General features: G+C 39.8%; 22 protein-coding genes and 1 pseudogene. 13 read left to right on the top strand and 10 right to left on the bottom strand.

The window, feature by feature from the left end:
* Positions 1-27: 27 nt before the first annotated feature.
* A complete protein-coding gene (locus HLH16_RS13250; RefSeq protein ID WP_171529679.1) occupies positions 28-582 on the bottom strand; it encodes a CC0125/CC1285 family lipoprotein in 555 nt (184 codons plus the stop codon).
* 51 nt (positions 583-633) lie between these two features.
* On the bottom strand, positions 634-1,173 hold the full coding sequence (locus HLH16_RS13245; RefSeq protein ID WP_171529678.1) for a DUF924 family protein: 540 nt from the start codon (positions 1,171-1,173) through the stop codon (positions 634-636).
* Positions 1,174-1,385: 212 nt separating this feature from the next.
* Between HLH16_RS13245 and gshA the strand changes: the two genes are divergently transcribed.
* Together gshA and HLH16_RS13235 are read left to right on the top strand one after the other, a co-directional pair.
* Positions 1,386-2,963: a glutamate--cysteine ligase gene (gshA, locus tag HLH16_RS13240; protein ID WP_171529677.1), complete on the top strand. Its 1,578-nt coding sequence runs from the start codon at positions 1,386-1,388 to the stop codon at positions 2,961-2,963.
* A 17-nt stretch (positions 2,964-2,980) separates the two neighbouring features.
* Positions 2,981-3,505 carry a disulfide bond formation protein B gene (locus HLH16_RS13235; RefSeq protein WP_171529676.1) on the top strand — a complete coding sequence of 175 codons (525 nt, stop codon included), beginning with the start codon at positions 2,981-2,983 and terminating at the stop codon, positions 3,503-3,505.
* 48 nt (positions 3,506-3,553) lie between these two features.
* On the opposite strand, the gene HLH16_RS13230 is transcribed toward HLH16_RS13235, so the two are convergent.
* Positions 3,554-4,885, bottom strand: coding sequence for a PGAP1-like alpha/beta domain-containing protein (locus HLH16_RS13230; RefSeq protein WP_171529675.1), 1,332 nt, complete (start codon positions 4,883-4,885; stop codon positions 3,554-3,556).
* Positions 4,886-5,138: 253 nt separating this feature from the next.
* On the opposite strand from HLH16_RS13230, the gene HLH16_RS13225 reads away from it, so the two are divergent.
* Both HLH16_RS13225 and parE read left to right on the top strand, forming a co-directional pair.
* Positions 5,139-5,720 (top strand): YqiA/YcfP family alpha/beta fold hydrolase, encoded by a 582-nt coding sequence (locus HLH16_RS13225; protein WP_171529674.1) that lies wholly within the window; start codon positions 5,139-5,141, stop codon positions 5,718-5,720.
* 14 nt (positions 5,721-5,734) lie between these two features.
* Positions 5,735-7,615: a DNA topoisomerase IV subunit B gene (gene parE, locus HLH16_RS13220; RefSeq protein WP_171529673.1), complete on the top strand. Its 1,881-nt coding sequence runs from the start codon at positions 5,735-5,737 to the stop codon at positions 7,613-7,615.
* A gap of 52 nt (positions 7,616-7,667) precedes the next feature.
* On the opposite strand, the pseudogene HLH16_RS13215 reads toward parE, so the two are convergent.
* The 3 genes and pseudogenes from HLH16_RS13215 to HLH16_RS13205 all read right to left on the bottom strand — a co-directional run bounded on the left by HLH16_RS13215 (position 7,668) and on the right by HLH16_RS13205 (position 9,833).
* Positions 7,668-8,365, bottom strand: a pseudogene (locus HLH16_RS13215) (phospholipase D family protein).
* Positions 8,366-8,486: 121 nt separating this feature from the next.
* Positions 8,487-8,990 carry a GNAT family N-acetyltransferase gene (locus HLH16_RS13210; protein ID WP_171529672.1) on the bottom strand — a complete coding sequence of 168 codons (504 nt, stop codon included), beginning with the start codon at positions 8,988-8,990 and terminating at the stop codon, positions 8,487-8,489.
* Positions 8,991-9,098: 108 nt separating this feature from the next.
* A complete protein-coding gene (locus HLH16_RS13205) occupies positions 9,099-9,833 on the bottom strand; it encodes an outer membrane protein OmpK (protein WP_171529671.1) in 735 nt (244 codons plus the stop codon).
* Positions 9,834-10,325: 492 nt separating this feature from the next.
* Between HLH16_RS13205 and HLH16_RS13200 the strand changes: the two genes are divergently transcribed.
* The 5 genes from HLH16_RS13200 to HLH16_RS13180 all read left to right on the top strand — a co-directional run bounded on the left by HLH16_RS13200 (position 10,326) and on the right by HLH16_RS13180 (position 14,744).
* On the top strand, positions 10,326-10,703 hold the full coding sequence (locus tag HLH16_RS13200; RefSeq protein ID WP_171529670.1) for an HPF/RaiA family ribosome-associated protein: 378 nt from the start codon (positions 10,326-10,328) through the stop codon (positions 10,701-10,703).
* Between the two features lie 169 nt (positions 10,704-10,872).
* Entirely contained in the window at positions 10,873-11,415 is a 543-nt protein-coding gene (locus tag HLH16_RS13195; protein WP_171529669.1) for an ankyrin repeat domain-containing protein, read from the top strand.
* 14 nt (positions 11,416-11,429) lie between these two features.
* Positions 11,430-12,200, top strand: a complete 771-nt coding sequence (locus HLH16_RS13190) for a transporter (RefSeq protein ID WP_171529668.1) — start codon at positions 11,430-11,432, stop codon at positions 12,198-12,200.
* Positions 12,201-12,217: 17 nt separating this feature from the next.
* Positions 12,218-14,059 carry a protein-disulfide reductase DsbD gene (gene dsbD / locus HLH16_RS13185; RefSeq protein WP_502707649.1) on the top strand — a complete coding sequence of 614 codons (1,842 nt, stop codon included), beginning with the start codon at positions 12,218-12,220 and terminating at the stop codon, positions 14,057-14,059.
* Positions 14,060-14,063: 4 nt separating this feature from the next.
* Positions 14,064-14,744, top strand: a complete 681-nt coding sequence (locus HLH16_RS13180; protein WP_171529666.1) for a glutathione S-transferase family protein — start codon at positions 14,064-14,066, stop codon at positions 14,742-14,744.
* Here HLH16_RS13180 and HLH16_RS13175 read toward each other — a convergent pair.
* Positions 14,741-15,940, bottom strand: a complete 1,200-nt coding sequence (locus tag HLH16_RS13175) for a GGDEF domain-containing protein (protein ID WP_171529665.1) — start codon at positions 15,938-15,940, stop codon at positions 14,741-14,743. The genes HLH16_RS13180 and HLH16_RS13175 overlap by 4 nt on opposite strands.
* A gap of 260 nt (positions 15,941-16,200) precedes the next feature.
* Between HLH16_RS13175 and HLH16_RS13170 the strand changes: the two genes are divergently transcribed.
* Positions 16,201-16,767, top strand: coding sequence for an FMN-dependent NADH-azoreductase (locus HLH16_RS13170; RefSeq protein WP_171529664.1), 567 nt, complete (start codon positions 16,201-16,203; stop codon positions 16,765-16,767).
* Positions 16,768-16,852: 85 nt separating this feature from the next.
* Here the strand turns inward: HLH16_RS13170 and HLH16_RS13165 are convergent, their stop codons facing one another.
* A complete protein-coding gene (locus HLH16_RS13165) occupies positions 16,853-17,764 on the bottom strand; it encodes an alpha/beta hydrolase (protein ID WP_171529663.1) in 912 nt (303 codons plus the stop codon).
* Between the two features lie 154 nt (positions 17,765-17,918).
* On the opposite strand from HLH16_RS13165, the gene HLH16_RS13160 reads away from it, so the two are divergent.
* Positions 17,919-18,356, top strand: a complete 438-nt coding sequence (locus HLH16_RS13160; protein WP_067725428.1) for a DUF2147 domain-containing protein — start codon at positions 17,919-17,921, stop codon at positions 18,354-18,356.
* An 84-nt stretch (positions 18,357-18,440) separates the two neighbouring features.
* Here the strand turns inward: HLH16_RS13160 and HLH16_RS13155 are convergent, their stop codons facing one another.
* Both HLH16_RS13155 and HLH16_RS13150 read right to left on the bottom strand, forming a co-directional pair.
* Positions 18,441-18,788 carry a Spx/MgsR family RNA polymerase-binding regulatory protein gene (locus HLH16_RS13155; protein WP_171529662.1) on the bottom strand — a complete coding sequence of 116 codons (348 nt, stop codon included), beginning with the start codon at positions 18,786-18,788 and terminating at the stop codon, positions 18,441-18,443.
* Positions 18,789-19,245: 457 nt separating this feature from the next.
* A complete protein-coding gene (locus HLH16_RS13150) occupies positions 19,246-20,064 on the bottom strand; it encodes an exodeoxyribonuclease III (protein ID WP_171529661.1) in 819 nt (272 codons plus the stop codon).
* Positions 20,065-20,104: 40 nt separating this feature from the next.
* Here HLH16_RS13150 and pyrE point away from each other — a divergent pair, with 40 nt between their 5' ends.
* Both pyrE and HLH16_RS13140 read left to right on the top strand, forming a co-directional pair.
* A complete protein-coding gene (gene pyrE / locus HLH16_RS13145) occupies positions 20,105-20,755 on the top strand; it encodes an orotate phosphoribosyltransferase (protein WP_171529660.1) in 651 nt (216 codons plus the stop codon).
* A 923-nt stretch (positions 20,756-21,678) separates the two neighbouring features.
* Positions 21,679-22,143 carry a MarR family winged helix-turn-helix transcriptional regulator gene (locus HLH16_RS13140; RefSeq protein ID WP_171529659.1) on the top strand — a complete coding sequence of 155 codons (465 nt, stop codon included), beginning with the start codon at positions 21,679-21,681 and terminating at the stop codon, positions 22,141-22,143.
* Positions 22,144-22,656 lie beyond the last annotated feature (513 nt).

Genomic DNA, 22,656 nt, shown 5'->3' with positions numbered 1-22,656 from the left:
GTATTCCTGTTTATGCGTGGCGCATGGTTATTTTGTTTTGGCTGGCACTGGCGGTGCCAAGACTTGTCCAGTCGGACTGAGTCCATATTTGGCTCCTAAAGATTGTAAAATCAAATAGGCATTGAAGGCATCACTGGGTGCTTTTTTCTGATCTTTATAACATTCAATGGTATAGGAAACTTGTACCGGGTCAATAGTGACCACGCGTGGCATATCATAAAATGGGTCAGGCCAGAAACCCGGGTAACGACGATAATATCCGTATGGATAGTACATTGGGGTGGAGTAGACCACGGCTTGGCGTGGTGGCTGGTTACGATTACTCGGATCATTCAGCACTTTAAAATAACGGAAACCGTTTTGTACCGTGGTTTGAGCGGCTTTAACCAGAGTGATTTCTTCCGCTGTACCAAAGCTCATATTGGGATGGGCCTGGAAGCTGATGCGATAGGATTGCGCATTTAAAGGCGTATTGCTGAATTGACCCAATTGGTCAAAAGTCAGCGGTTTTGAAGGTGTGGTTGCACAGCCAGATAGGGCAATTGCCACGACCATGCTCAGACCCATAATGCTGTTCTTCATGTTAAACCTCCATACCAATTTACTGTGCGAGGGAGGAGGCACAATAAATGTTTAGAAACTGCTGTTGGGTTGGGTTAAAAATTCGAGCTCTTCTGCAGTCGAGGGACGCGCTAAAATTTGATTACGGTGCGGATAGCGCCCGAAACGGTCAATAATCGCTTTATGCATTTTTTCGTAATCCAGATTCATCTGATTACCCAGTCGTTGAAATAATTTTAACGCGAATTCGTGGATCAATTTCGATTCACTATGCATAAAGGGCATGTATAAAAACGCACGTTGTTCCGGACTTAATTGTTTATCTAAATCCAGGCTAATGGCTTCTTGAGCAAGCGTCAGGGCTAAAGCATCTTGAGCAAAGGCTTGTGCTTGATCCCGGAACAAATTACGCGAAAACTGGTCCAGTACAATAATTTCAGCCAGGCGGCCTTCCGCAGTTTTGCGCCAAGACCAAAGCTCGGCTTGTGCAGCTTGCTGGTGAATATCACGAAACTTTTGATTAATTAATGCATCAAAATCATCACTTTTTGCAAACCATAAGGGTTGTGTTTCCGGGGTAAACCAAAAGTCCAAAATATCCCGATAATTCATAATATTTACAATTCCTTAGCACTTATTATTCAATACAATCACAAAATGTAGGTGTCTTATAGAGTAACTTTGTGATAAAAATTTGCCAGAAATAAAATCGACATTTTGCTTGAAAACTATACAGGGTGTAATGTGACAGTCCCAAATCACGTTATACTGATATAAACTGATGATTTTATTTTATTAGTTATCTTCCGATAAGCGAGATTGTAATGAGTCAACCCGAATCGACCTCTCAAGTGGTATTACCAGCTTGGGTGGATTCTTCGCTGTTTAAAGGCATGTTGCGCGGTATTGAGCGCGAAAGCCTGCGTATGCAAAGCAATGGTTTTTTGTCGCAAGCATCGCATCCAAAAGCACTCGGGTCGGCTTTAACACATCCGCACATCACTACGGACTATTCTGAAGCCTTACTGGAGTTTATTACTCCTCCGCAAGACAGCATTGAAAAAGCATTAGATTATTTAGAAGATATTCATGCCATTGCCCATCGTCATTTGGAAAACGGTGAAAAGCTGTGGCCATTGTCGATGCCATGCATGCTCGATGATGACGAAAACAGCATTCGTTTAGCCCAATATGGCACCTCCAATGTCGGTCGCTTTAAGACTTTATATCGTCGTGGTTTAGGCGTGCGCTATGGTCGTCGTATGCAGACCATTTCAGGGGTACATTATAATTTATCTTTCCCTGACCAGGTCTTTGAAGCGCTGCAACAACATGAAACTGATGACGCTTTAAAAAGTTTAAATTTACAGGATTATCGCAGTCATCGTTACTTTGGTTTAATTCGTAACTTTATTCGTTTAACCCCATTGGTGATGTTCCTGGTCGGCGCCAGTCCTTCTGTGTGTCAATGTTTTATGATCGGGCGTGAGCATCATTTATTGCCATTGTTAAAAGGAACGTTATTCCTTCCCTATGCAACAGCACTGCGTATGGGTAACTTTGGTTATCAGAACTCTGCACAGAAACAATTGGGTATTCACTACAATAACCTGTCCGGTTATCTAGAAGGCTTGCAGAAAGCGGTAAAAACGCCTTATGCACCGTTTAGCCGTTTAGGTTTAACCGATGAACAGGGTGAGCCGATTCAAATCAATGACCATGTGCTGCAAATTGAAAATGAATATTACAGCTTAGTCCGTCCGAAACAGGTGCCTCAAGCCGGAGAAACGCCATCTCAGGCGCTGGAAAATCGTGGTGTGGGGTATGTCGAGTTGCGTGCAGTGGATGTCAATCCGTATAGCCCGATCGGGATCGATGAAAACACAGCGGCCTTCCTGGAAGTTTTGGCACTGCATTGTTTATTACAAGAGAGTCCAGAATTACTGGATCAAGAACAAGAACAGATTGAGCGCAATCAGGCAGAAGTGGTCAATCGTGGTCGTGCACCAAATGCATTGATTATTGATGCAACGGGTGAACATGCCATTGAAGACTGGGCACGTGTTCAGGTCACAGAAATGCAACCTTTGGCTGATTTACTAGATGCGACTTATAGTACAGACATGTATTCAGCCGCATTGACGGTCATGTTGAAACGTATTGATGAAGTAGATGAAACCCTGTCTGCCCAAGTGATTGCCGATACTTTAGAAAATGGCGGCACATGGAGCTTTGGTAGTTTCATGGCACAACAACATGCAACGACCTATGAGCAGCATAACTTAAGCCCGGATACCTTGTCTTATTTTGATGATTTAGCGGTGCAGTCATTGCAACAGCAACAGCAACTCGAGCAAGATGCCAGTCTCAGTTTTGAGCAATATCTTGCCGATTATCGATGAAATTAAGAGGATTCACCATGCAATGGAGTTATCGCTTCGTGAGTGGTTTTTTGTTTTTAGCCAGCGTCATTGGAATGGCATTTGCGTTATATCTGGAACATGTACAAGGGCTTGAACCTTGTCCGCTGTGTGTGTTTCAACGCATCGGCCTGATTGGGTTGGGGATTGTTTCTCTGGTCGCTTTTTTGCATAACCCGAGTTCAAATGCGGTTAAACGTATTTATGCCTTGTTGGGTTTAATCAGTATTCTTTGGTCAGCAGGCGTGGCCGCGCGTCATGTTTGGCTGCAAAATTTGCCACCCGATCAGGTTCCAAGTTGTGGCCCAGGCTTAGATTATTGGGTAGAAACGTTGCCCTTAAAGTCGGTGTTTGAACAAGTGCTGACAGGTTCGGGTGAATGTGCCAAAGTGGATTGGACTTTCTTGGGGCAATCCCTTCCAGTGTGGTCATTGGCTTTCTTTGCGGTATTGGCTTTAATCAGTTTATGGCAATTATTGCGTAGTTATCCCTTTGTAACGCATAAAGCTGCGAAAAAGAAATAAATATTTTCATAAAAAAACCAACTTTAAGTTGGCTTTTTTATTATCAATTTAAGTCAGGGCAATACCTGATAAGTCTTCCAATTGCAGCCTGTATTCATGCACCTGTTCTTTCACTTGCTCATCTTCTGGTGGATAAAGCCATTTCGCAATTTGTTCAGCCACACTGGGGTGATAGTGAAGTTCAAAATGATTTAAGCCATAGAAAATCGCTTTATGGGATTCAGGCACCTTCAATTGAAAGCGTGGATTTGGATGTTCGCCTAAAGCACTTTTAATACTGACCAGATAATCACCCAGTACATTTAAAGGGCGATTTTTTCTATTTTCATACGCAATTGAGCCGGCAATAAAAAAGGCGTTGATGTGGGAGGGCAAGGGTGCGGGTTTACGATTGTCATCCATACCGCCAATTCGGGCATGATTATGTTCCCAGTCATCATCACGTACGCTGCCATAACGTAAATCCAGAATGCCGTTACTGCGAATATTGACGATATGCCGAATGATTTTCACAAAGGGGAAGTGTCCCAGTTTATCCTGCAGGATAAAACCAAAACGTTCCAAAACGGCACCATGATGCGGTGAGCCTAAACAGACCAGATTTTCTGTCAGATGTACCCATGGGTACATGTTCTGTTTGCCATAAAATAAGGCGCTGCGTAACACTAAGCCCCCCATACTATGTCCAATTAAATCAATGCTGGTAATTAACGGGTTGCGACGAACCAGATCTTCTAAAGTATGGGAAAGACTACGGCCATTGGCAGAGATACGACGTCCGGTGTTGTAGTTGAGGTAAAGCATGGTGTTATGGTCACGCTGTGCTAAAAGCTTCTCACCAATGCCGCCATATCGATGTTTGGACCATTTTAAATGGGACATGCATAAACCATGGACAAAGATCACTACCCGACCGGATAGATCACCTTTTTGCAGTTCACCATAGTGATCGTATAACACCATCGGTAAGGCAAGCGGGTTTTGATATTTTAATAAATAATCCCCGAGCAAACCGTTTAGAACACCGACCAAAAAGTGCAGTAGGGGTGTGAGTGGTTTGTCATGCAATTTTGGATATTTTTCAATAATTTGACGTAGGCTAGGTGCCAGTACATAAAGACCGGAATTAAGCAAAGTATCGTAGGAGAACTGGTACATTTTTTCAATATACGGAATTCGCTGTAATTTTATCGAGCGTTGTTCACTCATGCCAAACAGGCTGATCATGATTTCGCGTTGAATGACCTGGATGAGGTCTTGTAACGCATCCCCTAAACGGGTCGTGACCAATTGAGCCAGACCTTCCAATACATCGGCTTGGCTAGGTGGAGTACGATCCCATCTACAATAGGTTTCATGCAATGGTGTTAAACTTGGCATTTTATCCTATCCTTTTTCTGACCAGGTCCCCCAGGCACTTTATTTTTTCTTGAGATCACGGTATAAATTCTTAGCTTTTAATCTTATAGGGTTCATCTCGAACAGCTTTTACAATAACGATGATTCAGTTTTAGTTGTAATTTTTTTGTCTGACAATTCCTGTAAAATGCAAATTAAAACGAAGCGGTAATGGCGTTCTCATTTTATTTTAGAATAAATCAGATTCATTTAAATTAATATGAAATAAAAAGCGATGAACATTATTTATTTACATGGATTTCAAAGCAGTGCCTTATCGATAAAAGGGCAACAGATTAAAGCATTTTGTCAGCAGACCGATTTTCAGGTTTATCTGCCTGATTTAAATATGCCACCCAAACAGGTTTTGGCTTATGTTTCGGATATGATTGCAAGTTTAGATCAAGTGGTTCTCATCGGCAGTAGTCTGGGAGGCTTTTATGCGACACAACTGGTCGCAAAACATGGCGTTCCGGCTGTTTTAATTAATCCTGCTATGCGACCATGGCAATTGTTTCATGATTTATTTGGCAGCGAGCACATTCCCTATGTGGTGAATGCCAAATGGACTTTGGATCATACACAACTTGATCAACTGCAGCAGATGGCGCTGCCATTTGTACACGATGCAGACAAAATTTTAGTGTTACTGCAACAAGGTGATGAAGTTTTGGATTATCGTGAAGCACAGCTTTATTATAGCCATGCTTCACATCAGTCCATGATCATCACTGAAGTGGATGGCAAGCATGCGATGGATAATTTCGCAGACAAAATACCGATGGCATTACAGTTTTTATCGGATTGTATAAAATAAGGAAACAGTACAACGTGTCTCAATATACGGCTCAATCACTTGAAGTTTTATCTGGTTTAGATCCGGTTCGTCGTCGTCCGGGGATGTATACCGATACCACTCGTCCAAACCATTTGGCACAAGAAGTAATTGATAATGCAGTGGATGAGGCACTTGCAGGACATGCCAATAAAATCACCGTGACGGTCTATAAAGATGGGTCTTTGTCGGTAGAAGACAATGGTCGCGGTATGCCCGTCGATATTCACCCTGAATATGGTCAAAGCGGGATTGAAATCATTCTGACCAAATTGCATGCTGGCGGTAAATTCAGTACCGATAACTACCAGTTTTCAGGTGGTTTGCATGGTGTGGGTATTTCTGTTGTCAATGCGCTGTCCAACCGGGTGGAAGTTGAAGTTCAGCGTCAAGGCAATATCTACAAGATGGCTTTTGAGCATGGTGAACCGGTTTCACAACTTGAAGTGTTGGAAGGTAAGGCACCCAAGCGTGCCTCAGGAACCACGGTTCATTTCTGGCCCGATGTAAAATATTTCGATTCACCCAAATTTGCCTTAAAAGCGTTAAAGCATAATTTAAAAGCCAAAGCCGTTTTAGCGGCAGGCTTACAAATTGTGTATGTCGACCAAATCAATAACGAAAAAATTGAATGGCAATTTGAAAATGGTCTGGTCGACTATTTGATGGATGAATTGCAAGACCGTGACATTATTCCATGTCCTGCTTTTGTCGCGACTGGAGAAGCAGAACGCGCCAGTGCTGAATTTGCGATTTGCTGGAATGCGGAAGGCGGCGAACAGGTTCAGGAAAGTTATGTCAACCTGATTCCCACTGCGCAAGGCGGTACGCATGTGAACGGTCTTCGTTCAGGTGTCACTGATGCCATGCGTGAGTTTTGTGAACTGCGTAATTTATTGCCGCGTAATTTAAAGCTGTCTGCGGAAGATGTCTGGGATGGCGTGAACTACATTCTGTCTTTAAAATTTCAGGAACCGCAATTTTCAGGGCAAACCAAGGAACGTCTTTCAAGTCGTGAAGCCTCTGCCATTGTGCTGAATATTGCCAAAGATGCCTTTGCATTGTGGCTGAATCAGAACTCTGATATCGGTATGCAATTGGCGGAAATGGCGATCTCGAAAGCGGGGCGTCGTTTAAAAGCAGCCAAAAAAGTTGAACGTAAAAAGATTGTGGCTGGGCCAACTTTGCCGGGTAAATTATCGGATTGTGTCGGTCATACCCTGGATGAATCTGAACTGTTTATTGTGGAAGGGGATTCTGCAGGTGGTTCTGCGAAACAGGCACGAGATAAGAATTTCCAAGCGATCATGCCGATTCGCGGGAAAATTTTAAATACTTGGGAAGTGGCATCCGATGAGGTTTTGGCTTCTCAGGAAGTACATAATATTGCGATTGCTATTGGGGTAGATCCAGGTAGCGACGATCTTTCAGAATTGCGTTATGGCAAAATCTGTATTCTGGCCGATGCCGATTCAGATGGTTTACATATTGCGACCTTATTGTGCGCATTGTTTGTAAAACATTTTCCAACCTTGGTGGAAGAAGGGCATTTGTATGTGGCCATGCCACCCTTGTTCCGAATTGATGATGGTAAAGACGTCCATTACGCACTGGATGAAGCTGAATTAGAGGCGACTTTAAAGAAAGCCAAAACCAAGTCTCCACAAATTACCCGATTCAAAGGATTGGGTGAAATGAATGCCAGTCAACTTCGTGAAACGACTTTAGATCCTGATACGCGCCGTCTGGTGCAGCTTGATTTAGATGACACACACTTTACTGCAGGTTTACTGGATAAGCTGCTTGCCAAGAAACGTGCCAGTGATCGTAAAGAGTGGCTCGAACAAAAAGGTAATTTGGCTGATTTGGTGGTGTAATTTTTCACTCACTATTGGCTAATTGAAAGCCCGCCTTCAGCGGGCTTTTTTATTAGATTTCTAAACTTTCTGACCACAGAAAATAACCACCGTATTGGCTGGTTCTAAATTCTCCGCCTATGGCTTTGCCTTCTTCTGTGAGAAGATGTTTGCCATTTTCATTGAGTGTTAGAAAACCTTTTTCGACAAACTTATTTAATAAATCAGCAGTTTTTAATTTATGTTTTGCTGCTAATTTTGATGAAGTTAATTTACTTAAGTTATCAGCGTCCTCATCGTTTTTTTCTTCAACTTGCTCTGTTTTCACTTCATCTAGTGAAATTCGAAGTTCATCACTAATGCGAATAATGCGCTGAGATTCTTCATAAGCATCTTTAAATACTTCATCATCTTCATATTTACGAATCAAATGCCCATTTCATTGTTATTTACTTGGCTAAATTCATAGAGATTTAAACTCGAAATAATACATTCTGATTCATTCATATAGCATTTTGCATGTAGGTTTTTGCAAAAGCTTAGGCGTACATAATCGAGTTTTTGCATCCATTTGATTTCATCCGGATGTAAATCACTTTTTCCATAAACAATCCGAATATCAATTTTTAAACGGTTTTTGTCTTCTAATAGTTCTTTAATACGGTCGTTTAAACGCAGGTAAGGGCTGATTAAAATAAGTCGCTCTTTTGCATTTTTGATGAGTTCTTCCAAGAAAAAATTGGTCGCACTGGTATTTAAAAATTTTGCCATTAAATTCCCCAAACTAGGTTTATTCAAATTATTTTTATTATTAAAGCACATACATATCATTTGTTTAGCAGTAAATAAACAAATTTAAAGCATTATTTCGGAGGATTGAATAACTTAACCCTTAATCCAATATCAGCTGCATCAACACTAAATCACGCCATTGCCCAAATTTTTGTCCTACTTCTGGCATATAACCGCTTTGCTTAAAGCCTAATTTTTCATGCAGTACAATGGATGCTTTATTTTCATGATCAATTGCAGCAACCATGACATGAATATGATTCTTTTTTGCATGTTCAATCAATTTAAGCATTAAAGCTTTGCCTAAGCCTTGTTTTGTAAAGTCAGGATGGATAAACACAGAATGTTCAACGGTATGTTTAAAGCCATGAATTTGGCGAAATGAAGAGTAATCAGCGTAGCCTGCAATTTTTTTAGATTCTACATCTTCAGCGACGAATAACGGAAACTGTTGAGTGATGAGAGTGTTAAACCAATGATGAAAATCATCTAAAGACTTTTCTCTGTCATTCCAGGTCGCAGTTCCATTTAGAACTTCAGCATTATAAATATCCAGTATTTGTTCTAGATCGTGTATTTGAGCGGGACGTATTTGAAAGTCCATTGCATATGCCGAATGAATAAAAAGAGGTTTCATTTTAGAAATAATTCCATCATTGGGCAATAAAAAAGCAAGACAGAAGCCTTGCTTTTTTGAGATGAACCAAACGTATTAGAAGTGGTATTTAACCAATGCGCTTACGTCATTTTGATCAACGCCTTGAATACCAAATTTGTTGTTCCAAACTGAGTGTTCGATACCCACATATAATTTAGTTTTAGGTGAAATGTGTTTACCTACATTCCATTTATACTGGCTAGTCCAGTTCAATTCGCTGGCGTGGTCAGATTCAGCTGTTGACCAGTCAAGGAAGGCATCGACCAGGAAGTCTTCAGAACCTAATTTAAACGGAACGGCATAAGTGATTGTCATTTGATAATCATCTTTGGTTTTGTCGTTATCCGCTTTATAGAAGTTCACATTTGCGTATTGTGTATATGGAATATCTAAAGAGAAACCAACACCATACAAGAAATTGTTAAATTCTTGGTTTTGATCATAGCCTGCATTGTGTTCCCAAGTTGTTGCAATAAGAACATCTTTTACTGGACCTACAGAAAGGTCTTTACCAAATACTTCACCTAAGCTTAAGCGTGGTGCTAACTCTAAATATGTAGATTGTTCATCATTGCCATCCACTTGTTGGTCAACAAAGAAAAATACATCAGAGTATTTAAGTTTAGCTGCATATTCTCCAGTCACAGTAGTACGGTCTTCAGTACCCACTTTATAGTGATCACCATAAAGACCAGTCAAGCTGAAGTCTTGCCATACCACTGGCGAAGCCTGGGTGAACGCAGCAGTTGAAGCCAATGCGCATGTAGCAAAAAATTGTGTAAGTTTCATTAAAAAAGATCTCCCCCGAGAAGCAAGCAAAGCATACAGATTCTTAAGTAAAAATAAAGCCAAAATTGATCAATGGTTCAAAAATAATGTAACTCGCCCAAATATTTTTGAGGTTAAAATTACACTACAGCTTTTGATACTTAAAAAATACAGGCTGATAAAAAAAGCTAAAATGATTTTAGCCGTTACTTTTGATCAACAAAAAATAATATTAGATTTATCAAATAACTTGGCAAATAAAGTCGAATCACATAATTGCTATATGTATATTAAAAAAATATCAAAATACTACTTGCATATGCTTCGCTTAGACCCTTATATTCGAAGCATAAGGACACGATTCTGCAGACTCACAAGTGTTCATCGTTCAATGTGGAGGAATTCGTTCCAAACTAATTTGAAGATGTTTCGCGCTGTTTTTTACAGCAAGTTTAAGCGTGCCAAGATAAGAAGTTTTGCACAAAAGATGTGAATAAAAGAGGATGAAATTATATGAACATTGAAATCCGTACAGATAAAAACATTCAAAATAGTGAACGTTTAATTACTTATGTTCGTGCAGAACTGAATGCAGAATTCCAACGTTATAGCGAACGTATTACTCATTTTTCAGTTCATTTTAGCGACGAAAATGCAGCCAAAGGTGGCGCAGATGATATTCATTGCATGATTGAAGCGCGTCCAGCAGGATTGAAACCTGTAGTAGTCAATCATCATGGTCATAATATCGATACTGCCATACATGGAGCCATCGACCGCTTAAAACGCAGTCTGGAACATTTATTTGAGAAACTAGATGACCCTCGTGCTGCAGTACCGGCATTTGCTGAAACCAGAGATACCGAGGGTGCACAGGATTTAGAAGATTAGGCAGAAACGTGCTTGATTAGATAGGAAAAAAAGCTCTTCGGAGCTTTTTTTATGTGCAGATGTTATAAAAGAAAAATCAATAATAAATATGTTCGTTATACATTTAGCCAAAACAAATCAGCTTTTATTGGGCATAATAGTTTAAAACTGATTGAAGAGAGCTTTCTCCATGTTAACAGTGCAACAACAAGTCTTTGTACAGGCAATAGAAGAACTCAATCTTGCTCAAGTGCAACGCCTTTTGGCAGAAGGTCTCGACCCTAATTTTATTGATCCGGAAAAAGGTCCTGTTATTTCTGTCTGGTCAGACGGTTTGTTTAAATGGTGGGAACAGATTTGTGAAGCTTATGAAGCAGGTTCACCCTTATCTGAACAAGAAAAACAGCAAAATTTGGCGCTACATATTGAAATTTTAGAAGCGCTTATTCAAGCCAAAGCCAATGTACATTTATGGGATGCTGAAGAACTGTATGGTCCATTATGGGATGCTGCCAGCGCTGCCTGTGCGCCTGCAGTGAAACGCTTACTCGATGAAAAAGTAGATCCGAATAGCAGAGATGAAGAAGGACTCACCATTTTATCTTCAATTAGCGATTTATTCTTTGATTGTGATTTTGATGAAATTAACTGGTCAGAAGCTTTGGCGGAAGAAAAACAAACCTTGGAATTGCTCCGTAGTCACGGCGCTAAAATGAGCAAAGAATTAACATAATTAGCGAGAAAAAAATGTCAGCAGTGAAAATAGTGGCTTTGATTGTTGCGGCAGGTTTCAGTATGAATACTCTGGCTGCTGAATTTTCCTTCGACCGTCCAGGGACAGGTTTCGGTACCGGTATTACCCCAGTCGGTCAATTGTCCTGGGAACAAGGTTTACCGAGTCTAAGCTACTCAGAAAGTAAAAATGAAAACGGCATAAAAGTTAAAAACACCACCTTAAATGCTGACATGTTGTTGCGTACCGGTTTGGCCAAAGACCTGGAGTTGCAATTGGGTTGGCAAGGTCCAGCCTGGTCAAAAACGAAAACAGCCGGTCAGTCGGTTGAAGAAGATGGTTTGGGCGATGTCAGCATTGGTGTGAAAAAGGCCATTAATCTGGAGGATGACAAGCTTTCTATGGCCATTTTGGCAGAAGCGATTCTTGCCACAGGTAATGACGGTTTCAGTAATGAAGATGATATTTACAGCTTAAGCTCTGCCGTAGCGTATGCAGCGACTGATCTCATTACCACTTCAATCACCATGCGTTATGAAGCCCAAAACAGTAATTGGGCAGTGACTGCCGTCCCAAGCATTGAATATAAAATTGCGGATAAATGGTCAGGCTTTTCTGAATTGGTTTATCGTAAAGCAGAAAGTGAAGATCATGAATATGCACTAGGTTCAGGTGTTATCTATGCACTAAATGACCGTGTGCAAATGGATGCCAGTGTGGGTGTTGACTTGAATGGCCAAGATAAAAGCTACCAGTCAGGTTTGGGTGTTTCATTCCTCTTTTAATTAAAAAATAAATGCATATGAAAAAGCATCTTCAAAATAGTGGGTTCTTGTTTTATTTCGCTGTGAGCGGATTTATTTGTAGCGTCATTTTATTGTTTTCAATGACTTTACAAGCACAAGATCAATTGCTCTCTGCAGAAGATGCTTTTTCTTTTTCAGTTGAATCCAATCGTGAGCATAAAGCACAACTGAATTGGAAAATCCCGGATCGTTATTATTTATATCAACACAAATTTGAAGTCCAGCAAGGGTCTCAGAAACTTGCTTTAAAATTGCCTAAAGCCACCGATTTGTATGATGAAAACTATGGGCAAACCCAAGTTTATTTTCACAATGTCCAATTCAATATTCCGACCGAAGCATCAAAAACCTATCGGGTGACGTGGCAGGGCTGTGCCCAAGATCGTATTTGTTATCCACCACAAACAGTCGAGTTTCAGACCGATGTCGATGGCTTGGTGCTTCTGCAAAATCAGGCTAAATCCAGCAAACGTTTGCTCGATCTTTCCCAGTCATCGAATAGTATAACAAGCACTAAGACACCTTTTTCAGCTGAGCAAAAGGCTTCAGAAACTGCTGAACCTCCAGTTGCGTTAGATACTGCTCAAGACCAAATGTGGTCGGAAAAACTGGCTGAAAATTCTTTATTTTACAGCTTGTTGCTATTTTTCGGCTTAGGGGTTTTATTGGCTTTCACGCCGTGTTCCTTGCCGATGTTACCGATTTTGACCTCGTTAATTGTACGAGATAGCAAGGGCTTAAAAGCCTGGATGATTGCTTTGGTCTTTGTCTGTAGCATGGCCATGGTCTATGCCATTTTAGGTTTAATCGCATCATCAGCAGGACTGAACTTCCAGCGCTGGTTACAACAGCCTTCCACACTGATTGCTTTTAGCGCACTCTTTGTCTTGTTCGCCCTGAATTTATTTGGCCTGTTTGAAATTAAATTACCGCAAGGCTGGGTCAATCGCCTAGATCAGGCCCAGTCGATACAGAAAGGTGGCAGCTTAATTGGTGCAGGCATCATGGGCATGATTTCGGCCCTGTTGGTTGGACCGTGTATGACCGCACCTTTAGCAGGGGCACTGTTATTTATTTCCCAGACCCAAAGTCAGTGGCAGGGAGCAATCTTACTGTTCACACTGGGTTTTGGCATGGGTACTCCCTTGCTTCTGGCCAGTGTGTTAGGTTCCAAGGTTCTGCCTAAAGCGGGGCTATGGATGCACCAGATTAAGGTGTTCTTTGCCTTTATCATGTTGGCCCTGGCACTGTATTTTATTCGTCCGTTAATTTCTGAAGCTTGGCTACAATGGTTAAGTTTGGGCTTAGGCATCATTTTTATTGCTTATTTAAGCCCTCGAATCATGCGACAAACCGCCCCATTCAAGTGGCTGTATATTTTGGCACTACTCGTGGTGGTTCCGTATCTGGCCTATACGCAATATCAACACAGTCAACGCTTCTTTGTTAAACAAAGCAGTACTCAGGCAACATGGCATGTGGCTAAAACAGCCGATGAATTTCAGCAGTTATTAACCAGTGCATCCTCTGAGCAAGGCATTATTATTGATGTCTATGCCGATTGGTGCGTGGCATGCCAGCCGATTGAACATCGTATCTTAAAATCAGCACAAGTGCAGCAAGCCTTGGCACCGTATTTTCTGATTAAACTGGATTTGAGTGACTATGATGCAACGCATCAGGCATTGCTGAATCAATGGGATATTTTAGGTCCACCCACGTATTTATTCTTAAATTCAAAACAACAAGAAATTCGTGGTTTACGTTTAACCGGTGCATTTAACGAAGCCGAATTACTGAAACAGCTCGATCTGTTTCAAAAGCATACAGGACAATAATTTTATGTATCAGCTGTATATTGCCAATAAAAATTATTCCAGTTGGTCAATGCGCCCGTGGTTGGTGCTGAAAGCGTTTAATTTACCCTTCGAAGAAATCATCATTCCCTTTTCTTCAGAGCGAAATACAGGCACATTTAAACAGGATGTTCTGGCGATTAATCCGAATGGTAAAGTGCCGGTGTTGGTAGATGAAGGGCTGATGCTCTGGGATTCCTTGGCCATTTGTGAATATTTGGCAGAACAACATCCAGATCAGGCTTTATGGCCGGAAGATGTTAGGCAACGTGCACGTGCGCGCTGTATCTCTGCAGAAATGCACAGCGGATTTCCGAGTTTACGCAATGCCTGTGGCATGAATATCCGAGCCAATTTAGCCGATGTGGGTAAACGTTTGTGGCAGGACAATGCAGAGCTTCGCCAGGATGTGGCACGTATAGAGCAGATTTGGTCGGAACGTCCAGGTGTGAACGGTTTTTTATGTGGTGCATTTTCGATTGCCGATGCATTTTACGCACCGGTGGTGACGCGCTTAATGACTTATGCTTTGCCTGTAAGTGAATCTACACGGCAGTATATGCAAACCATGCTGCAACATCCTGCAATGCAAGCCTGGATTGATGGTGCATTGCAAGAAGATGCTTGGGTGAATTATTTAGAGTCGTATCAACAGAAACCGCTTTAACACAGCTTGGCTTCACTCAAGAATTCTTCTTGATAGCATTTGACCTGATTACGGCCACAGGCTTTTGCTTCATAGAGTGCTTTATCTGCTTGGCTTAACAATTGTTGCGGTCTAAGCTGGGTATTCGATAATGCAATCCCAAAACTGGCTGTGACCTGAATCCTCTCACCTGAATCACTGATTAAATTCAGTTGTTGAATGGCTTGACGACAACGCTCAGCAATAATTTGTGCCTGTTCTAAAGAGGAGTTATTTAGAATAAGAATAAATTCCTCTCCACCAAAGCGACCTACTACATCGCTATCACGAATAATTTGGGAAAGCACTTCACTGACTTTAATCAGGGTTTCATCGCCTTTATCATGGCCATATTGGTCATTAATCCGTTTAAAATGATCTAAATCAATTAATACCAATGCATAAGATGTGGTCGGTTTACGCTCTAATTTTTCCAGGCAATAGCTAATACTACGACGGTTAAGCGCATTGGTGAGTGGGTCAATCTGACTTAAATGTTGGATTAATTTTTCTCGATGGCGCCATTGGCTGAGTAAAATTTCAAATAAAATGAGACAGGTAATCAAAATGGGGGCAATGAAATACATCATCGTGAGAACCCAAAACATATTTTGGTAGGGCAGGCTGTTTAAGTAAAAGATGGGTGCGTAGGGAATGTGACCTTGCAAGCTTAAATAGCCACATAAGATCAAATATAGTGTGGCCGGAATCAACGCATAATAAACAATTTTACGGTTAAACAGCACCAGGCCTACAGTTACCAAACTGATGTAAGAGATCATGGTGGCGGGACTGAGAACCCCGACGACATAGCCATCCCGACATAATGAAATAACAAAAATGGCCACGCATAAATAAGGCAACCACTGCTGTACCGCAGGTTTTTTTCGCCAGACGGAACACGGGTAAATCAGCCCAATAAAGACCGTTAGAGAGAGGATGTTGAATCCAAGTTGAAGCTTGAGCAAAGGTAAATTTACCCAGGGCCATACCTCGGGTGAAAGAAGGACAAAAACTTTCCAGACAATCCAGATCACATGCACCAAACTTCCTAAAATAAGCATCAGGATGCATTTATTCAGGACACTCCAGTTCATTACGACTTCATCTTCTATCAGATATTTCGCAATTTTTTCTTTGAATGACGAGGTGAGATTGGGTGAAAAGGTTGGCTTCATTCGATAGATATGACCTTTAGATCTTCAAATTATGTATTAATGATGAGTTGATCTGATTTATTTTTAATAATTCACAACATAGCACGTTTTTTTGTGAATAGTAATGCCTATATTTTGTACTTTTAGGTATAAAAATGCATTTTATCCGAATGTTTATTGTTCTAAATATAAAACAGTGTGTTGTGCATAAGGATATTATTCTATTTTTGTTGATCGATTAAAATGAGTTCATTGAATAAATAAACATTAAGGTTTTGAGCATGAAAGTTTTACATATCGATTCAAGTATTTTAGGCGATGCTTCAGTTTCACGCCAATTAAGCAAAGCAATTGTTGATCAATTACAGACTAAACACGCAGATTTAGCCGTAGATTATCTAGATTTAGCTGCACAGCCTATTCCTCATTTAACAGGGGCCATTTTAATGGGGCAAGATGCTGAACAAACTGCGTTAGGTGAAAAAGTTATTCAGCAATATCTTGATGCGGATATCGTGGTGGTTGGTGCAGCGATGTACAACTTCGGTTTGACTTCAACTTTGAAAGCGTGGATTGACCGTATTAGCGTAGCCGGTAAAACATTTAAATATACTGAAAACGGTCCTGTCGGTTTGGCGGGTGAGAAAAAAGTTTATATCGCAAGTAGCCGTGGTGGGATTTATGGTGAAAATAGCCCAGTCGATTTCCAGGAAGGCTTTTTGAAAACTGTATTTAACTTCACTGGTGTGAATGATGTCGAAATTATTCGTGCTGAAGGCGTGAATATGGGCCCAGAGTTGAAAGACAAAGCAATTTCTAGCGCTTTAACTCAGGTACAAGCTCTGTAATTATTGAAAATATAAAGCATTCCTTTTGCTTTTGGGTCAGCTTCGGCTGACCTTTTTTATGCCCATCACTTTTTAATACCAAAATCTAATCCCGATCCAGTTGATGCGCAAATTCGGCCAGGTCGGCCAAGGCTTGTTTCCCTTCATCAAACCAAGGATGAAACATCTGAAAGTTATGCCACATACCTGTGTAAAGTTTATAGGTCAGATCCACACCTGCTTGTTGCGCTTTTTCTTTAAAGCGCTGCGCATCATCCAATAAAATTTCTTTAGAGCCGGCTTGAACCAAGATTGGGGGCAATCCGGTTAAGTCTGCAAATAACGGTGAAATGGCAGGGTCTGCGGTATCCATGAATTTGGGTACGTAATAGTCAATGCCTGCTTCTAAAGTTTCAATGGAGAGCAAGGCATCGTGTTTACAATTATAGCGCAGAGATTCACTGGTCAGGGTCAAATCTAGAAAGGGTGATAGCAGTATCAGGCCACTGACTTGCGGAAGGCCTTCGTCACGGATTTTAAGAGCCAAGCCCAAAGCCAAATTGGCACCACAAGAGTCGCCCGATAAAATAATGTCTTTGGCTTGAATCCCTTGACCTAACAAGGTGGTATAGATATCAAAAATTGCATCGCTGGCTTCAGGATAAACAGATTCTGGAGCTAAGGGATAGTCGACATGAAGCACCTGCATTTGTGTACGTGCAGCGACATGGGTTAAAAAGGCACGATGGGTGTTGAGTGAGCCCAAAAAGAATGCACCGCCATGAATGTGCAAAATAAGTTGCGATGATTCACTTTGAGGTTTGATTTCTTCAGCGCGTAAACCTGCTAAGCGTAGCGGCCTGATTTGAACTTCCTTGCTGCTTGGAAAAGCACGACACATTTGCTCCAATACAAAGCGTATCGAGTTGGGAGGCAAGTTAAATTGGCTAGGTTTACGGATGGTGGTTTTTAAGATGCTTTCTGTAATTAATTGTTTCCATAACGGACTTATCTTCATGTTCTTTCCATCTTGTTATATCTTTTAGGGGATGACCGGATATTTACCAATTCAAGTTACAAGATTACACTAAATGGTCACACTGAAAAATTGCAAAAATGTTGTGACTTTTTAATACTAAGCCGTCTATACCAGACTAGGGAAACGAAAAAAAATGAAAAAAATTGCACTTGCATTAGGATTGCTCGGATTAACAGCTTTGGCTAATGCTGCTGATCCACTAAATGGTTCTGTTTGGAAAACGATTGATGACAAAACAAAACAACCGAAAGCGATCGTAAAATTTACTGAGCAAAAAAATGGCACATTATCTGCGAGTATTCAAAAGGTTTTAACACCAGGTGAAGAAAACGCATGTACAAAATGTGAAGGCCCATATAATAATAAATCTTTAAAAGGTCTAAAGATTGTTCATGGTCTTAAGAATAGTGGTGGTACAAGCTACGAAGACGGTACTATTCTGGATCCATCTTCGGGCAAAACTTACCGATTAAAAGGTCAAGTGGTTGAAGGTGGTAAAAAATTAGAGTTACGTGGTTTTATTGGTGTAGCGGCTTTAGGTCGTAACCAAACTTGGATTCGTGCAAACTAATTTCAAGCCAAAATAAAAACTAAGAAAAAAGCCTAGTTGATATTCAGCTAGGCTTTTTCATATGGGAGCTTGAATGTTTCAGTTTTACTTTAAAGCTCGGTAAGCAGCTTCATCATAACCCACGACATAACCTTGCTCAGTTGCGAGTACCGGACGTTTAATCAAGCTACTATGCGTTGTTAAGGCGGTGATTAAGTTTGTTTCATTTTCAAGCGCAGTTTGTTGTTCTTCTTCGCTCAGTTTTCGCCAAGTGGTGCCTTTTTTATTCAGGATGAGATCTTGTCCGACTTCATCTAGCCATTTCTTTACAGTTTCAGCATCAACGCCTTGTTTCTTGTAATCATGAAATTCATACGCCAAACCCAGTTCATTGAGCAGGTCGAATGCTTTTTTCATTGAACTACAATTTTTGATGCCATAAATTTTAAGCATAAGATGATCATTCCATTTTCGATTGCTGGATAGCCTAGCGAAAATTATCTAGAAGCTCTAGAGGGGAATGAAAAGTATTAAAACTAAAAAACCAATGAGATGTCATGAAATTGACATTTAGATTTGCCAATATAGTGCTATAGATTAGAATAACTTTATGATTAAAAATATGGATTTAATAGATCCAGAAAAAGAGAAAACCCGCATTTAATCATCCTGATCATGCGGGTCTCATTTCAACGTCCATTGTCACATCCTTGCAAAATAAGCGACTGAAGTCGTTTATTCTGTTTCATCCTACGGCGTCCTGTCCTTTCGTGTCATCCTGACCTATCCCTTTGCCGTGAAGCTATAATGCACTTAAAACGTGTCTATAAAAATACACAAACGCGTCAAGTGCTGTAGGTTTTTGGATGGTGTTGAGTGAACAAGCGTTCACTCAAATAAGTCATATTGATTAGATTTTATAATCAATAACCACTGGGGCATGGTCGCTGAACCAGGTTTCTTTATAGACCCAGGCATTGATGGTACGGTCTTTCCAGTCTGGAGAACAGGCTTGGTAATCAATTCGCCAACCGACGTTTTTGGCACGGGCTTGTCCGCGGTTTGACCACCAAGAATAAAGTTCCGCTTCCTTACGCACTTCACGGAAAGTATCGACATAACCCAGATCATCATAGATATGATCGAGCCAAGCACGTTCATGCGGTAAACAGCCGGAAGATTTTTGATTGCCCGACCAGTTTTTAATATCAATGCGTTTATGCACAATGTTGTAGTCACCGCAGACGATGACCGATTTATCTTCATCACGCCATTGTTTTAAAATGTCTTGATACTGATCTAAAAAGTGGTCTTTACGGGCTTGCGCTTCATCACCGGATGAACCTGAAGGTAAATAAAGTGAACAGATATGAACAGGTTTTTCTAAACCCAAGTCAAATTCAGCAGAAATAAAGCGCCCTTGAGAATCAGCTAATTCAAAACCTAAGCCATCTTTTACAGAAACAAAAGGCAGGCGGCTATAAATGGCAGTACCGGCATAGCCTGCACGTTCAGCAGGGAACAGGTGGGTATACCAACCTTCAGGTCTAAATTTTTCAGTCCACTGCGCATGCGTGATCCGGCTTTCCTGCATGCAGATGACATCGGCATCTGACTGTTCCATCCATTCAAGTAAACCCTTGGTCACTGATGAACGTAAGCCATTTACGTTAATTGAAACGACTCTTAGAATTTTTTGATCACTTGGATAGCTACTCTTTGGTATCATGCGCAAGTCTTACCTCTATTTATGAATTTTGGAGCACCTCATGACCTCGCCAGCTCAATTTAACCCTCAAGCTTTTATCGAACTAGCATTATCACGTGGTGTGCTTAAATTTGGTGAGTTTACTTTAAAATCGGGTCGTGTGAGTCCTTATTTTTTTAATGCGGGTTTGCTCAATGATGGTGAAGCTTTAACGTTATTGGCTTCAGGCTATGCGGATAAATTAACAACTTGCGATAATGTTGAAGTGATTTTTGGACCTGCGTATAAAGGCATTCCATTTGTTGCTGCGACTGCTGTGGCATTGTCACAAAATCATGGTGTGAGTGTACCTTGGGGCTTTAACCGTAAAGAAGCTAAAGATCATGGTGAAGGTGGCGTGCTTGTTGGGGCTTCTGTGGAAGGTAAAAAAGTCTGGATCATTGATGATGTAATCACAGCGGGTACTGCGATTCGTGAAGTGGTCACTGTTCTTAAAAATGCCGGTGCGCAAATTGCAGGTGTGTTGGTTGCTTTAGACCGTCAAGAAAAAGGTCAAGGTAACTTGTCTGCAATTCAAGAAGTGCAAAAAGAACTCGAAATTCCAGTTCATGCACTCATTACCATGAAAGATTTGATGGACTTCTTGGATGCTAAAGGTGACAAAGACGCTTTAGCGAAAATGGAAGCTTACCGTGTCAAATACGGCATCTGATGGTTATATGGTTGAGAAGGGAAGCTAAGTGCTTCCTTTTTTATGATTTTAAGAAAGTGATCAATTATTAAAAAACTCAAATGAAAAAGTAGGTTAGATTTGGTTCAATATTGGGAGATATTCATGACATTATTAGCGCTATTGTTTGGGAATATCCAGATTCAGTTTCTTTAGCGATCTTGCAATTCACAAAATTTAAATAAAAATTTAGTAAACTAAAAAAACTGAAATAAAACTTGGAATGATTTATTTAATTCTAGCCTGTATGCGAAGCAGTGTTTTAAACTCCAATAAGAAGGTCAAACCTCTTCAGAATAAATAAATTTCTATTTTAGATTTTTTGAATAAAAAATAGCTAAAAATTGCTGACTGTTAAAATTAATTATACAAAATGCATCTTGTTACTAGATAAAAATAGTTGATTTTTCATCTATTTTTTTAATGAGTATGATTTTATATATTAAAAGTATGGGGTCTTTGTAAATAAAAAAACTATATTAAACAATATCTTATTTTAAGCTTTAAAGCCTCAAAAACCATTCAAACTTATCCGTATAAGTCAATATGCATATAGATAAATGATTTTTATAAAACAAATTAATGTTAATTGTGTCATATATTTGTTTATTCTAGCTAATAAATTGGTATTTTTTGTGATAGATCATTTAACCATTAAAGTGATTTAATTTGTTTACAAACCAACGGTAAACACAAAAAAGAGGACTTTATCTAGACGTTGATGCTCTCATTCTTTTTGCAAAACATACTCGGAGAAGTGAGTGAAGAGAAAGGAAGTTAACTTTAAAAGAGATTTAATCTCAAAATAAACAATATAAGTTATGCAATAGATATAGCTGTTACTAAATAAAATTTATTTATTGAAAATAATTTTAATGACACCAATAGATTAAAGGGGTTGAGTCATGACAAAAAAGTACAACAAATTTTTATCTGCTACCGCAGATTTTAATTTAGAAAATTCTCCATATTACTGGATCACTCAAGTGCATGCTCAATATATACAGAATGTTGATCATGCATTAAAAAAATATGGTTTAGATAATTCTCGTCGTCGTATTTTACTGGCTTTAAAATCTAAAAATAAAGCGAGCGTATCTGATCTATCAGAAATGGTGATTTCTAAAATGTCGACAACCACCAAAATCGTTTACCGTTTAAAAGATGAAGGGTTGGTGGATACTTATTGTTGTGAAGATGATGGTCGAATTACCCGAGTTTTATTAACCGATAAAGGGCAGCAAATGATCCAAAAGATTAATGATCTTAGTCACATCGTTCTGGAGAAATCTTTTGATGGTTTAACACCCTTACAAATTGAAAAAATGTTAGAAAATCTTAAGCATATTTTCAAAAATTTAGCCCATTAAACTAAATTGAATCCAAAAAAGTTTAGAACTGTTTGCTGATTTATTTTTATTTTAGAGGAATATGTATAATCCAATTTCACGTCAGGAAAAGAGGATATATTTGATATAACTCATCTTGGTCGTTATTGGGTAGATTTGGCATGAGAATTTTTTCTTACTAAGATTTAAAAAATAATCAGGAAAGAATATAAAAAGATCAGCCCTATAAAAATAAAAATGCTGATCCTTTATGTGTATGACTTAATCAAATTGACGGAACACTCATTAGAGATTAGCTAAGCAATATAAATAATCGATAAAAAATCCATTGCTATTATTTTTTATAACAGGCTCATTGTGGTAATTTTTTATATGGAATGTGTTAAGTGCAGAGTCTAAAATATTAAACCTCTTTCATAAATCAAAAAATGATCTTCTTTTGGTTAATATTCGTACCCAAGATTTCTTAGCATTCGTGCATAATCTGCGGATGAAATACATCGATTCAAACAAGCTTTCTGATCCTCAGTTTAA

The sequence above is a fragment of the Acinetobacter sp. ANC 5378 genome (assembly GCF_013004315.1).
Lineage (GTDB): Bacteria > Pseudomonadota > Gammaproteobacteria > Pseudomonadales > Moraxellaceae > Acinetobacter.
Note: the sequence above shows the minus strand (reverse complement) of the source record. Positions and strands in the feature narration are given on the sequence as shown.